Below are 13,835 nucleotides of genomic sequence, written 5' to 3' on the forward strand. Positions count from 1 at the left end.
TTGCTACAAGTGGCAGAAAAATGGAAAGGTTCTTTTGCGCTCTTCCTTAAAAAACTAAAAGCGGCCATCAAGAACCTGCTGAGATTAGAATTATTTGATGAAAACATTTTGCTGGTTCCAATATCCAACTCATACGGTGTGTAGAAAATCAGCAGACCCTAAGTAGAGTTCAAAAAATACTACGCCTGCACCACAAAGTAGAAAGTAAGATGCTTAGTCTGAGTTACGAGGATATTGAGATAAAACGCGATTCAGAACTGGAGCATCTATCCTCGGGTAACCAACCCCATTTAGGCATCGCCCACACACCATGCTGTTTATGACTTTTCCCTCCACATGGAGCAGCAGCTAAAGAAAGACGGGCTAACCAAACTCCAAATGCGGAGCGTGTACTATGTGAAAATCTCGATGGCCTGAAGTCGAGCCAGTTTTGCAAGCTCTACCGGAAATGGATCGAAAAGGCAAACATAAACAGCAGATCCCACAATCGGCCCGCCTGATCCTGATGGCCTTCCATTCCTTTAGGAACTTCAACATATTTATCCCAAACTGATCGGGTCAGGTAAACCGGATGACGGATCCCAGCCTCCTGGGAAACTTTCTGGTCAACTAGAATCAGAAAACCATCATCAACGGCTTGTTTTGTAGAGTAAACTGAAATTGGCTTTAAATTCTTGAAATCCTTCATAATAGATGGCTGCTGCCTTGCAGACTTTTAATGGCATCTGGCACGCCGTTAAACTTAAATTTTTGGCGTACCACAATTGAGCTGTCCCGGATGAGGTCAACGGGGTGCATGTCAGGTTTTCCGTGCGGATGGCATGTGTGATTTAGAAAGGGAAAAGCTGAACGCATCCGAAGGATTCCGATGGAATCGGAACCCCTTTACCGTTCCGGGAAGCGAAATAACTTTGACGGAAATTTGAGTGAAAAAGGAGATCTAAAAAAACTATAATCACAAAGCACTTTTCCGCTATCTTCCAGACCGGAGGAGAAAAGTCTGAACTAAGATTTGCAGAATTGGTGGACGAACAGGATGATTTAGGTGTTCGTAATTTTTTCCCATTTTATTCGACCATAATTATCACCTTCCCGGCTGAGTGCCTTTGGCTAAGATAATTCATTGCATCCGCAGTCTTATCAAGTGTATACCGTCTGTCAATTACTGGTTTGATCCTGCCATTTTCCAGAAGACTTCCTATCCCCAATATTAGGTTATAATGCTCATTACGATTCAAGCAATCTTCTTTTGTGTAATCAATCGCATAATCTGCACCTATCGCTAATGTTTGATCCATATTTTTCGGGCTGCAAACGCCAGTAACCTCAGCTCCAAAAAAATTTGGCTATCTGGACTGCAAATGGTCCAACACTGCCAGCACTGCCAACAATTAAAACTTTCTGTCCCTTTTGAATGTTCCCTCTGTTGCGTACGGATTGAAAAGCAGTTATACCAGCCAATGGTAAAGTAGCTGCTGCCTCAAATGGAACTCGCTTAGGTTATAAAACCAAGGCTCTTTCCAGCGCAGTAACATACTCGGCAAGACCTCCAAACCCAAAACTTGCAAGATCAGCCATTACCTCATCTCCAGGTTTAAAAATTGAAGCATTCTTTCCAACTGATTCAATACTTCCTGCTACATCTGCACCAAATATCTATCTCTTTGGAATTATCCCCATCTTCATAGAACGGTAGTCAGCAGCATTTAATAAGACTACATGTACTCGAATTAAAACCTCATTATTGTTTGGAAAAGGTTTATCAATTTCATACAAAGAAAGTTTCTCAGACGAACCTTTCTTGTTATACGGTACAGCTTTAATTTTTTCCATATTGTCTCTATTATATTTCGCTAGCTGTCAGCTTGTGATGATGTCTAATGGTTTAATATTCTTTTTTTTAAGGATCTAAAGGATCAGCATTGTCGATAAATAAGGAGGTATTCAGTGGATAAAACTCAATATCATTTCTGCTTAAACGATTTCCTAAACGATAAGGCATGTAACCCAGTACTCTTATGCAGCGCTGATCAAAATCCATATCAGTAATGTAAATGCTCTGATCAACAGTTGTAGTACAAAGCGCTTTTTTATCCGTTGGTATTCCGTATTTGAACATTAAGCGTGCGGCATTTCTGAAATTGGTTGTGGTATGTCGTGCGTGTGGCTCAATAATTAGGGCGGATTCCGGAATACGATAACGGCTCATCAATTCTTCTTTCATTTCAATAGCTTCGCAAAATGGTGTTTGAAATGGATGAACATAGCCTCCGGATAAAATGATAAATGGAGCCAGTCCTTTTTGATACCGGTTGGCAGCAAGTTTACATCGCATCATTCCCAATGGACTCAGGTCAATCCCTTTTTCTTCGGGACCGTGTCCTGGAACAAGAATGGCTGAATACGGGTAGTCGCTCCAATCTGTCAGGTTGACTTGTTGTACCGCTTTTTCATTCTCACCCAGCTCCATTGGTTCAAAACGTGCCGCTTCGTCCCGTTCATTAATTTCTAATAGCCAGAGTGCAAAGTTCATTGTTGGCTCAAAAAAGCAATTCATAGAGTCCACATCGTCAGAAAGGTTAAGCGCTACGACATTGATTACTTTCTGATAATAATTACTGTTTACGTTGTAACTTACTGAATCAATTTGGGGAGAGTTCGACTTTTCTGCCAAAGCGTAGATCCTGATAATCCGGTTCATCCCTTTTAATTCCCGCTCAAGAGTTTGGTCAATCCAATTTGCGCTACTTTCAGGTTCTTGAAATGAGAACTGGCGACTATTCTTCATTTCCTGAAAAATGGCATCTACCTCCGCTTCTGAGCTTATTTTTTTGATCTGTTCTATCACAAGATTAATTTCCTCATTTTGCCATTCAAATGAGGAAACGATATTTTCTATTGGAATAATTGATCGTGACTGAGAGCTGTTTAAAGTTGAATGAATTGCTGCGCGTTTCTTTTTTAATATTCGAATGAGCTCATCGTTTTCCAAAACCAAACGATTTAATGGCTCATGGCTAAGCAGTGACGAAAGAAAGGGGAAATTCTTTTCTGCAAGGATCACTTGTTTCGCGGTGTTTTCCCTTGGAGGCGTTTGAGCCACTGCGTTGGAATGAAGGCAGTTTAAGCTCAACATTAATATTGCTATTGAGACAATTGAATTGATTAATTTTTTCATTTGTATTTCTGTTTTTAGCTCCCTGACACGGGATTTATTCTGGCTGGTTCAGTCACAGGTTTCAATGTCGGCCCTGGTCCGAACATGGCTTATTTTATTAAGTTGTAGAAAAATCCGGAATCAAAGACTCCGGATTTTTTCTATTGAATATTAATAATTTGGATTTTGAACCATTTTTCCTTGGCTGAGATCCATCTGTGTTTGAGGAATTGGTTGGTATTCGTGTTTTCCTTTCACAAAAGAAGCATTGGCTAAATGCGAATGCAATATCTTTTCACGTTCGAAATAAGTATTCATTACATCAGCTGCAATCTCCCAACGTACCAAATCGAAAAAGCGGTGACCTTCCTGTGCAAACTCCATTCTACGCTCAGTTCTCAAAGCTTCAATAGCTTCCGCCTTGCTGCTAAACACTGTTTCGTAGGTGTTTAGCACGTAATTTGCTGCATTGGCTGTACCGTCCATTGTTTTAACATAGCCTCCGTCGCGGGCCCTTTTCCTAACTTCGTTGATGTATTTCCGGCCTGTCTCCAAGTCATTGGTTTCTATTGCTGCTTCGGCACGCCACAATAAAACATCGGCATAACGGATCACATAGTAATTCAAGGAGGTTACATATGGCCAAATACTTAAATAATAGGGCGAATTGGTCGATAGCATTCGTTTCTTGGGAATGTAATATCCATAGACCGTCGCTTCTCTTGGGGTCCAATCATAAACCTGAATGTCCAAATATGGAATGCCTGGACGTCCCAATGTATGGTCAATGCGAGGATCCATGTTGTCATCATCAGCAAGCAAAGAATTGTCATGAACAGGCAAGCCATTTGTGTTGGTTTTAAATGAGTTGACTAAGTTCTGCGAAGGACGAAGAAATCCGTACCCGGCATATGGCCCTCCTGGTGGCATCAAACGGTCACCAATTGACCCATTGTAGTTATCAGGCGAACCATCTTGAATGGTGTGTTGAACAGAGAAGATGATTTCCGGGCCATTATCATTTTCAGGAAGAAAGACTTCTCTGAAATTGGGCTCTAAATGATATTTCTTCGAATTGATGACCTCATCAGCTGTAGTAACGGCTTCACTCCATTTTTTCTCAAAAATGTAGCATTTCGTCAGGTATGCTTTGGCAGCCATTTTAGTCGGCCGTCCCAAGTCCGTTTGCTCATTTGGTAAAGTTTGTGCCGCCGCTTTAAAATCGTCTTCAATTTTTGTCCATTGTTCGGCATCGGTCAAATCCGAGTTTGAGATCTGATAGAAATCTTCTTTCGTTTTTACTGATTCATCGACATAACAAATATTGCCATATATTTTTTTGGCCTCAAAATGGAAATGCCCTCTCAGAAAACGCATTTCTGCAATTCGTTGTTGCTTCAAATCAGCATCAAAGTCTTCACTTTCATTCAACAGTCGGATTGATAAGTTTGCCCGGCGAATTCCTTCGTAAAGCGCCAGCCATTTACGCTCTACATCCATAATGGTTGGCGTGGTGGCAAAAATCTCCATGAGGTGAATTTGGTTTTGGTCACCTGTTCCGCCGCCGCCTTTATAGGCATCGTCCGAAATAACATCGCCAAAGCTCCAGTTTGAGTCTGGAGAATTGTACGCGTTGGAAGCTCCGTCAATCTGACCATTTAGTACCGAATAGGCTGATATTATTGTTCCTTCAATATTCTCAGGAGCCAGAATCTGATCCGGCGAAAGCTCGCTGGTCGGGTTTTCTTCAAGAAAACTATCGCTGCAACTAGTTGCAAATAATGCAACGACAAGGAAATAGATTATCTTTTTCATCATATCTTCTTTTTTATTGTTCGTTATTGGGTGATTAAAATCCAAGATTCAGACCAATCATGAAGGTCTTTGAAGGGGGATACAAGCCACGGTCGACCCCAATATCAAGGTTTCGGTGTTCTGAACTGTAGCTTTGCAAGCCAATCTCAGGGTCTAGTCCATCGTAACCCGTAATGGTGAATAGATTTTGAACCTGCACATAAACGCGCATTTTACTACTGTGGATTTTCTGGGCCAGTCCGTTGAAGGAATAACCGATCGTCAGGTTTTTTAAACGTACGTACGAGGCATCAGAAATGTAGTATGACGAAGGACGAATGTTGTTATTCGGGTCGTCGAGCGATAAACGCGGAATTGAACCATTCGGATTGTCAGTGCTCCAGGCATCGCGAATCCGATCCAACTTATTGTATTGTGAAAGGTTGAAAAAATCGCCATAGTAACGGGTCATATCCCAAACATCGTTCCCGAAACTACCGTTGAAAAACAATGTGGCATCAAAGTTTTTATACTGAAATCCAAGATTTAATCCCAATGTAAAATCAGGATGTGGGTTGCCGATAAAATCACGGTCGTCTTCATCCAAATTCCCATCCTTATCTATGTCCTCAAATTTCAAATCACCCGGTTTTGCATTGGGTTGTATCTTGTGTGCATCAATTTCATCCTGGCTTTTGAAAATGCCCAGGCTCTTGTACCCATAAAACGATGAAATTGGCTGGCCTACTTCGGAGCGGGAAGTTTCCTGGTCGAAGTTTACACTGTGTAAATACGAACTGGGCAAAGCAATAAAATCAATGTCGGCTGGCAAACTGACCAATTCGTTTTTAATGTGCGAAATATTCAGGCTTGCATTCCATGAAAAATCGCCCACTGTTTTACTTTGATAATCGAGCAGCAGTTCGACCCCTTTGTTTTCCATTTCACCAACGTTGTCCCAAACCGTTTGGTTGGTTCCGCCAGCAATCGGGGGAAGTGGACGTTCCAGAAGCAGATCTTTTGTTTTTTTATAAAAATAATCGGCTGTAATATTAAACTGATTATCGAAAAACCCAAGGTCGATCCCGATGTTCGTTTGCGTTGTTGTTTCCCATTTAAGATCTGGATTTCCGTTTCTACTTAAGGTAAATCCATTGGAAACGTTAAATTGTTCGCCATCGATTGCGTAGTTCGAATAGTTGGCGTCGGAATAGTAACTTTCGATCGTTGCATAAGGCGGAACATCCTGATTCCCGTTTTGGCCCCATCCAGCACGAAGTTTAAGATTGCTGATTTTTTCGCTGTCAAAGAAATCTTCTTCACTTAAACGCCAGCCGGCAGAAAGAGCAGGGAAGTTACCCCATTTGTTTTTTCCCAACCGCGATGAGCCATCGCGACGGAAAGTGAAAGAGAAAAGATAGCGGCTATCGTACGTGTAGTCGGCCTTAGCCATGTACGAATTTAAAGCCCAATGAGAACCCGTGCCACTGTTTTTCTGACTACTTCCATCACCAGCATCCAGGTAGCGAAAGTTTTTGTCTTCGTACGGAAATCCTTCACGCGAGGCATTGAAAACTTCATAGGTAGATTCAATGGCCTCGGTTCCTGCCATGAGTTCAATTTGATGTTTGTCAAGCGATTTTACATAGCTGATTGTATTGGTCCAAACCCAATCAAATTTCCAGTTATTGGAAGTCGACAAGCTGCTTATCGTTTTCGGATTTTGAGCTCCTGTCTCGGTGTATTTAGGGCTGAAGCTGCGACGGTTGTAACTGCCATAATCTATCCCGAAGTTGGATTTTACTTTTAGTCCGTCGATGATCTCCAGTTCTGCGAACACATTCCCGAAAATTTTCAGGCGTTTGTGAGTATTGTCGCGGTTATAGTACAAGTTAGCCAACGGATTGCCTGAATCGTTGATGAATGAACCAGCGAAATTTCCGTCTAAATCATGAACGGGTGCAACCGATGGATATTTGTAAGCTCCATAAACAATACTTGAAAGCATGTGATTGGTTGTCGCTGAGTTCGTCCATGAGTGCGATAGTGACACATTCTCTCCAATGGTAAGCCGATCAAAAAACTTGTATTGCGAATTGTAACGTGATGACACACGCTTGTAGTCGGTATATTTAACAATTCCTTCCTGGTCAAAATAGCCCAATGAAAATGAATGGCTGGCGTCTTCTTTCCCTTTCGATATATTTAAGTTGTATGATTGAACCACGGCATCCTGGGTGATTTCGTCCACCCAATTCAAATCGGCCGAAGGGACGCGTTTGTTTGCATCCAGGTATTCCGGAATGACGGCTGTTGTTCCGCTTCCATAAATATCGCTTGCTGGTATTTTTCCGTCATTGAAGTGGGCTTGCCAAAGCAAGTCTCCATATCCCTGGGCGTTTAACGGTTGGATTTTATTTGTTGGGCTTTGAACTCCAACATAGGCGTCAAAGTTTATTCTGGCTACCCCACCTTTTCCTTTTTTTGTAGTGATGATGATGACACCGTTGGCTGCCCGTGAACCATAAATAGAAGCAGATGATGCATCTTTTAAAACCTGTAATGATTCAATGTCGTTTGGGTTGATCATGTTAATTCCCGATTCAACCGGAACGCCATCAATAATATAAAGCGGATCGTTGTTGCGAATGGTGCTGAACCCACGCACACGGACAGAAACACCTCCACCCGGAGCGTAGTCGCCAATTACATTCACCCCAGCCATTCGGCCTTGCATCATTTGGTCGACTCCGGCAACTGGGGTGTTCGAAATTTCTTCAACATCGACCACAGAGACTGCTCCCGTCAGGTCTTTCTTTTGTTTGATTCCATACCCTACTGCCACAATCTCATTTAAATAGGTTGTTTGCTCAGATAATTGGATGTCGATGATAGCCCGGCCATCAATTTGTGCTTCTTGGGTGTCCATCCCGATGAATGAAAACACCAGAGTCCGCACGTCATTTCCTACAGTAATCTGGTAACTGCCGTCCATGTCAGTAACAGTTCCGTTGATTGTTCCCTTTGCCAAAATAGTCACCCCCGGAAGTGTATTTCCATTGTTATCGGTTACTTTCCCGGTGATGGACTTTGTTGGCTGGCCCATGCTGGTGTCAAGAAGTTCCGTTTTGGGAAGATCTGCTTCTTTTACAAAAATGGTATTATTAATTTGCCGAAATTTCAATTCGAAATCGTTGGCAACTTCTTTCAATACATCAATAACAGGCTTGTTCTCGAAATCAAGTGAGCTGGTGTTGGGTTTGTTCAGAATACTGGCATCGTATATAAAAACGAAATCAGTTTGAGTTTCAATGGCTGAAAAAATTTCTTCAAGTCCAACTTCATGTAGGCCAACAGAAACTTTCACATTCTCAATGCTCTGACTTTTGATTTGTCCGGCATTGACAAGCTGCAAGGTAATTACCTGCAATAAAAAAATATAAAACATGTATTTAGAAACAAACATGAATTGTTTTAATAGTTTAACTTTCATAATTTTGTAAAACTTAATAGATTTAAAAAAAACAACTTTTGTTTTGCCCGCATCAGCTACCACACAGATGCGGGCTTTTTTTGTCTTTAGGGTTATACCGAGTTTTTACATAGGCAATTTATTTTGAGGTGTTGGTTTTATTATGATGGTGTTATCATTTGTGTAATGACAATCTAAATTGTAGATATATCCAAGACCGTCAAGAATGGTGTAGAGCTTTTTATCCGTATAGCTTCCTTGTATCCGCATCGATTTTTCAATGTGTCTGTCAAGTTGAATTTTTACATTGTACCAACGTTCTAATATTTTGACGACTTCCTCCAAAGGATCATTGTTAAACCGGATGGTTCCTGAAGTCCATTCAAAATAGTGCCGGGAATCGACTTCTTCCATTTTGAAAAGGTTTTCTTTTTTGTTGTAAACAGCTTGCTGATTTGGCAGTAGCAGTAATTTGTTCGTGCTGGCGCCATTTTTCGTTTCAACCTCCACTTTTCCGGTAGCGACAGTAACTGTTGCCTGTTCTTGCTCAAAAGCTTTTATATTGAATGATGTTCCAAGCACAGTGGTTGTAATGTTGTTTGTTTTAACTTCAAATGGACTGTTGGGATCTTTGGTAACTTCAAAAAAAGCTTCACCAGAAAGTGTAATTTGTCTTTTGTCAGTATCAAATTTTTCTGGAAATCGAATCGAACTTCCCGCATTTAACCGGACTACAGAAGCATCAGGTAACGTGACCCGGAGTTGTTCGCCAAGCTCCGAATGCTTGGTTATAAAATGTATTGTCTTTTCTTGAGGATCGACGTGCTGCGGTGCTTTTAAATGCTGATAAGCAAATGTGGCCACAATAACAAGCAGGATAGATGCAGCTGCGATCGCTCTGGAGTAGGTCTGCAACTGGATTTTTCTTCGCTCTTTTTTTATTACCTTGTTCAGTTTAGTTTTTGCACGGGTATCATCGAAGTTGAGACGCTTGCTTAATGGGGAATGCCAAATTTTTTTTATTTCAATATATAGGTCGAGATTATCGGGATCTTTTAGTAGCCAATTGCTGAATTTATTATTTTCGTGCTCATTTGCACTCTCATTGAGCTGGCGAAGAATGATCCTTATTTTTTCTTTTTTGGTCATAAAAGCTTCTTTGCTCCTATGACGTGTTTTTAGCTCTTCCCCCGAATACAGAATAATTAAGAGATTGTTAGAAAGCAGTTAATCGTGCAACTAATTTGCTTTTGTAAACAAGAGTAATTCGTTGTGTAAAGTTTTTAAAGCCGACGTGATGTTTTTCTCAACAGCACCAACCGATATGTTCATTACTTCAGCAACCTCTGAGTATTTCAGCCCGTCCAATCGGTGCAGCTTAAAAGCTAGCTGTGCCCTGTTCGGGAGTTTTTTATAGGCTTTAACAAATTCCTGGTTTAGTTCACCTTCGATATAGATTGCTTCAGGTGTCTGATCCTGTTTATCAGGCAAATCAAATAAGTCGTCTAATGGGTTTAATATGCGTTTATTCTTTCGTAGATAAGAAATTGCCTGATTTTTTGCCGCCTGATATAAGTAGGCCTTAACGCTTGTGTGGACGGCAATTTTTTTACGGGTTTCCCACAGGTTGATAAAAACATTCGCGGCAAGTTCTTCAACAACTTTGTTTTCAGGTATGAATAGAAATGAAAAGCGGCATATTTGCTGGTAATATCTATTAAACAACACAGTTAAGGCATCGCTATCTCCTGACTTGATCCGCTCTAAAATTGCTATATCTGAATCGTTTCTTTTCAACCTTTTTTACGAGCAAAGCTATTCGCTTTAGGTTTGTTAAAGGTTAAGTAAAGATGAAGTCTTTAAGATTCTCAGGTCTGAGTTTTACCTCCAACGTTTCGGGCTTTGAAAAATATTAAAAAATCTGAATCCGGATTTGTAGGATGGGTGGATGAACAGGATGATTTGTGGCTGAAAGAAATTACAGGGCGCGTTCAAAACCATTGGTGCCAGGTAAAGACGATCATAACGGCCGCTAACTGCCGGAGGATTCATTAACCGCCAAACGCTTCCAAGTCTGCCAGAAGGTACCAAAGCGGTGATAGCTCTCCAATTTTTCAAACTTTGAACAAGCCAGTACCGATTTTGATCCCATTTGCTTAAAAGGTAAAAATTAGGAGGTGATCAAACTGGATATTTTGGAAGCGTTTGGACAGGAAAAGCTGAACGCATCCGAAGGACGGTTGCCACGAAAAGCAACCGCCCCTTTACCGTTCCGGGAAGCGATCAATAACTTTGTCAGGAATTTAAGTTGAAAAAGGAATCCATGATCCAAACGAGGACTGAAAAGAGATTCGTCGACTGCTTGGAGCAATGAGATCAGAACGTGTCATTAACCTACAGGAAGAATATCAAAATTTTGTTCAGAATTTACCCTATTGTTGATTTGCAACGTTTCAATGATACTATCAATATTTCAGGGATGACATAGGTAATTCATAACTTACTGGCGGAAAGGCATCCAACCAAGGGATCTGACAGTCACTATGACAAGATTCGCGAGAGATTGAACTGGAACCATAAAACTTGTTTTTGGGGGTATAATATTTGCCTGAATTGGCAATGAAAAAGAAATGTTTTTTGACATTTCTCCCGTTAAACGAAGTATACAAAAAGAAAACTCCTTAAATTTAGGAATACATTAAAAACCTAAATTTTAAAGTCTTTATGAACACAATGGAATCATTATGTTTAAAATTGATACTTATATTTTCAGGATTAGCTTTTGTGTTATATACTAGTGCCCAACGAGACTCCTCATTACAGATTGACACTGGGAATATTTCTGAATTACAAGAAATTGTTTCAAAGCCAAAAATATGGGATTATATTGTCGATTCATTAACACCTATTATAGCCCTTATTACAGTGCTAATTGCAAGGCCACTGTTAAAAAAGAAATTGATTGAAAATCACGTAACCAAAAGAATCGAAGAAATTCACAAATCGAACTCTTTGATTAGACTATATTGCCAAAAACTTATAAGTAGATATACTCCCTTAACATATGATCATAACAAACTGAGCAATAAAGACATAAAAAATTTATCTAATGACCTTGAAGAAGGATTTCTAATTACTGGGGACAGTAGTTCGGAGGTTGCTACTTTGATGTATAACTTAAAAAGTACAATCTTACAATTTGAGAGAAAATTTAGTTACTATGATAAATATTTCAGCGTTTTTACTTCGGACTTGCTCCCATTTGTGGTAAATAGCTTGCAAAAAATAGTTACATATTCGACTCAGGTCGTTCCTGTACCAATTACGACTGAAATTAGAAGTGTTGATCTAATAGTAGAATCACTGGGTCAATTCGTGACTGATGGAAAAATATCGAAGTTTAAGAATTTTAAACTCGGGGTTAATTATGATGAGAATTCAGCTTCGCGTTTAATTTATATCGATATGATCAACCATACCAATAAACCGTATTTAATGGAATGTGCCTCTTTGACAACAGATGCGACTAGATCGATTGCAAAGCTTCTCTATGTAAGAAAAATTTACGCGCCGTTGAATTGGGCATCTAAAAAAAATCCAAACAGTGGCTTTTTAAGGAGGAAGTTAGTGTTGGTTGGATTCATCGAGAATAAAAATGTAAATATGGACACAGAAAAATCAACTGAAACTGTTGCATTATATTACTCAAATCTATCAAGTGTATCTCATAAACCAAAACTAACAGACTCAACTTTTGTAAATGATTTCATGGATGATTGGCTAAAAGTCAATAACTATGCACTTCCTAAACCTTTAAAATTTAATTATGAAACAGATGAAATGATTAAGGCAGAATTTGATAGAGAGTCACTACAAAAAGCTTTCAACTCTTACAAAGGTAAAATTACAAAAAGACTGAAAATCAAATCATCCAGACAATGAAATTTAAGCAAACTCCTTAAGATAATTGGTAGAAATTAATTTCAGATTTCTGCATGATATTGCTGGATAAAATAAATAAAACTCACACTAAATTTCTATGCACGAAATACGAAAAATGAACTATGCCGCCGCCTTGCGGCGGCGGCATAGTTCATTCCTCCGGAGCCGCAACAAGGGTCATAAACCCGTCCTTTGTATGGTTGGAGCATCTCGACCAAAAGTCGAACAATGCTCTCGGGCGTGTAGAACTGACCGCCCTTCTGTCCTTCGGCCAAAGCAAACTGACCTAAGAAATACTCATAAACACGCCCCAGTACATCCTGGCTTTTAGATTTCTTATCGCCCAAGGCAATGGTTCCAATGGTGTCAATCAATCCGCCCAGGGACTGAACATCGAGATTTTGTCGTCCGTAAACTTTGGGCAAAATGCCTTTTAAGGTGCTGTTGTCTCGTTCAATGGCGTCCATCGCGTCATCCAGTTCCTTACCGATGGTGGGTTGTTTTGCATGCGACTGAATGGTGCCCCAACGTGCGGAGGGTGGAACATAGAAAACATTTTCGGCGCCATATTCATCCGGGTCCTCCGGATCAGCGCCCGCATATTCACCTTCGCCGGCTTTTAACTTCAGGTAAAGTTCCTCAAAAGCATCGGAGATGTATTTCAAAAAAATTAAACCCAACACGATATGCTTGTATTCCGCAGCATCAATGTTTTTTCGCAGTTTATCGGCTGTTTTCCACAGCTTCTGTTCGAGCTTTTCTTCAGCTCCGTTTCCGTTCTTTTTCGCCATTCTTAAGTACTTCAATATATTATTGATTCAAAGGTATCCATATTTGTGTTGCCACGATAGGAAAAAAGAACCGAATACCGCCCGCCCTGAAATCAAGAATTCACAATTTATTAATTTTTATGATAGTATTGGAGTGACAGGGAATTATTTAGAATGGTTCTAAGTTGGAAATCGCTTATTCGTTTCTAAATTCTGAAAACTCTCCTGTCAAACCGGGCTAACGACCTTAAATACACCTTTAATAGTGTGTTTTCAGATATAATTTCAGACAAATAAAGCCAATTATATGCAAAAAGATATAATCAAACACACCGATCTAAAACTATATGCTTTAGAATATAGTTTTCACCCCAGGAAGTACAGTATCCCAATCTTTTAGTATCGTCTTCCCCGTTTTTTTCCAACCTTATTCTTGCGCTTGTGCAATTTCTTATCCGGTTTTGTCGTCGTTTCACTCAGTTGATAAACAAACGCTTTCAGCAATTCCTGCTTGAAGTTTTCCGGGAAACGGAGCTTTTGATATCGGCTTTCCACTTGGTCAAGTTTGAACGTTTTGTCCAAATAAAACCTCGGACGCTCTTCAAAGTCCGACAATTTCATCGGATGCCGGATTACTGCTCCATTCTCATCGGTCACAAAAACCAGATGCCCCCTCCCCGCTTTTCTGATTTCCACCTGA

The 13,835-nt window shown here is 40.2% G+C and carries 13 protein-coding genes; 2 read left to right on the plus strand and 11 right to left on the minus strand.

Annotated features, from left to right (window positions below; all coding sequences use genetic code 11):
• Nucleotides 1–439 precede the first annotated feature (439 nt).
• The 9 genes from ACTB00_RS19060 to ACTB00_RS19100 all read right to left on the minus strand — a co-directional run bounded on the left by ACTB00_RS19060 (nucleotide 440) and on the right by ACTB00_RS19100 (nucleotide 10,220).
• Nucleotides 440–688, minus strand: coding sequence for a DUF6573 family protein (locus ACTB00_RS19060; protein ID WP_463301500.1), 249 nt, complete (start codon nucleotides 686–688; stop codon nucleotides 440–442).
• Nucleotides 689–1,067: 379 nt separating this feature from the next.
• Nucleotides 1,068–1,298 (minus strand): zinc-binding dehydrogenase, encoded by a 231-nt coding sequence (locus ACTB00_RS19065; protein ID WP_463301501.1) that lies wholly within the window; start codon nucleotides 1,296–1,298, stop codon nucleotides 1,068–1,070.
• Nucleotides 1,299–1,500: 202 nt separating this feature from the next.
• Complete coding sequence (locus tag ACTB00_RS19070; protein WP_463301512.1) at nucleotides 1,501–1,656, minus strand: alcohol dehydrogenase catalytic domain-containing protein; 156 nt, start codon at nucleotides 1,654–1,656, stop codon at nucleotides 1,501–1,503.
• Nucleotides 1,657–1,833 (minus strand): hypothetical protein, encoded by a 177-nt coding sequence (locus ACTB00_RS19075; protein ID WP_463301502.1) that lies wholly within the window; start codon nucleotides 1,831–1,833, stop codon nucleotides 1,657–1,659.
• A 67-nt stretch (nucleotides 1,834–1,900) separates the two neighbouring features.
• Complete coding sequence (locus ACTB00_RS19080) at nucleotides 1,901–3,178, minus strand: YdcF family protein (RefSeq protein WP_463301503.1); 1,278 nt, start codon at nucleotides 3,176–3,178, stop codon at nucleotides 1,901–1,903.
• 150 nt (nucleotides 3,179–3,328) lie between these two features.
• The gene (locus ACTB00_RS19085; protein ID WP_463301504.1) at nucleotides 3,329–4,975 is read right to left on the minus strand and encodes a RagB/SusD family nutrient uptake outer membrane protein; all 1,647 of its coding nucleotides are present in this window, start codon (nucleotides 4,973–4,975) and stop codon (nucleotides 3,329–3,331) included.
• Nucleotides 4,976–5,006: 31 nt separating this feature from the next.
• Nucleotides 5,007–8,444, minus strand: a complete 3,438-nt coding sequence (locus tag ACTB00_RS19090; protein ID WP_463301505.1) for a SusC/RagA family TonB-linked outer membrane protein — start codon at nucleotides 8,442–8,444, stop codon at nucleotides 5,007–5,009.
• Between the two features lie 105 nt (nucleotides 8,445–8,549).
• Nucleotides 8,550–9,572, minus strand: a complete 1,023-nt coding sequence (locus ACTB00_RS19095) for a FecR family protein (RefSeq protein ID WP_463301506.1) — start codon at nucleotides 9,570–9,572, stop codon at nucleotides 8,550–8,552.
• Between the two features lie 90 nt (nucleotides 9,573–9,662).
• Nucleotides 9,663–10,220 (minus strand): RNA polymerase sigma factor, encoded by a 558-nt coding sequence (locus ACTB00_RS19100; protein ID WP_463301507.1) that lies wholly within the window; start codon nucleotides 10,218–10,220, stop codon nucleotides 9,663–9,665.
• 380 nt (nucleotides 10,221–10,600) lie between these two features.
• Between ACTB00_RS19100 and ACTB00_RS19105 the strand changes: the two genes are divergently transcribed.
• Nucleotides 10,601–10,735, plus strand: a complete 135-nt coding sequence (locus ACTB00_RS19105) for a hypothetical protein (protein ID WP_463301508.1) — start codon at nucleotides 10,601–10,603, stop codon at nucleotides 10,733–10,735.
• Nucleotides 10,736–11,147: 412 nt separating this feature from the next.
• The gene (locus ACTB00_RS19110) at nucleotides 11,148–12,365 is read left to right on the plus strand and encodes a hypothetical protein (protein ID WP_463301509.1); all 1,218 of its coding nucleotides are present in this window, start codon (nucleotides 11,148–11,150) and stop codon (nucleotides 12,363–12,365) included.
• 95 nt (nucleotides 12,366–12,460) lie between these two features.
• On the opposite strand, the gene ACTB00_RS19115 is transcribed toward ACTB00_RS19110, so the two are convergent.
• Nucleotides 12,461–13,156 (minus strand): type I restriction-modification system subunit M, encoded by a 696-nt coding sequence (locus tag ACTB00_RS19115; RefSeq protein WP_463301510.1) that lies wholly within the window; start codon nucleotides 13,154–13,156, stop codon nucleotides 12,461–12,463.
• A 375-nt stretch (nucleotides 13,157–13,531) separates the two neighbouring features.
• The coding region (locus tag ACTB00_RS19120; RefSeq protein WP_463301511.1) for a hypothetical protein at nucleotides 13,532–13,835 on the minus strand (304 nt) is incomplete at its 5' end.

This window comes from Sunxiuqinia sp., from assembly GCF_055140945.1.

Bases quoted from the DNA above. Each gene is read 5' to 3' on its own strand.
- ACTB00_RS19090 (WP_463301505.1), bottom strand. From the start codon at position 8,444: ATGAAAGTTAAACTATTAAAACAATTCATGTTTGTTTCTAAATACATG.
- ACTB00_RS19080 (WP_463301503.1), bottom strand. From the start codon at position 3,178: ATGAAAAAATTAATCAATTCAATTGTCTCAATAGCAATATTAATGTTG.
- ACTB00_RS19060 (WP_463301500.1), bottom strand. From the start codon at position 688: ATGAAGGATTTCAAGAATTTAAAGCCAATTTCAGTTTACTCTACAAAA.
- ACTB00_RS19075 (WP_463301502.1), bottom strand. From the start codon at position 1,833: ATGGAAAAAATTAAAGCTGTACCGTATAACAAGAAAGGTTCGTCTGAG.
- ACTB00_RS19110 (WP_463301509.1), top strand. From the start codon at position 11,148: ATGAACACAATGGAATCATTATGTTTAAAATTGATACTTATATTTTCA.
- ACTB00_RS19115 (WP_463301510.1), bottom strand. From the start codon at position 13,156: ATGGCGAAAAAGAACGGAAACGGAGCTGAAGAAAAGCTCGAACAGAAG.
- ACTB00_RS19085 (WP_463301504.1), bottom strand. From the start codon at position 4,975: ATGATGAAAAAGATAATCTATTTCCTTGTCGTTGCATTATTTGCAACT.
- ACTB00_RS19095 (WP_463301506.1), bottom strand. From the start codon at position 9,572: ATGACCAAAAAAGAAAAAATAAGGATCATTCTTCGCCAGCTCAATGAG.
- ACTB00_RS19065 (WP_463301501.1), bottom strand. From the start codon at position 1,298: ATGGATCAAACATTAGCGATAGGTGCAGATTATGCGATTGATTACACA.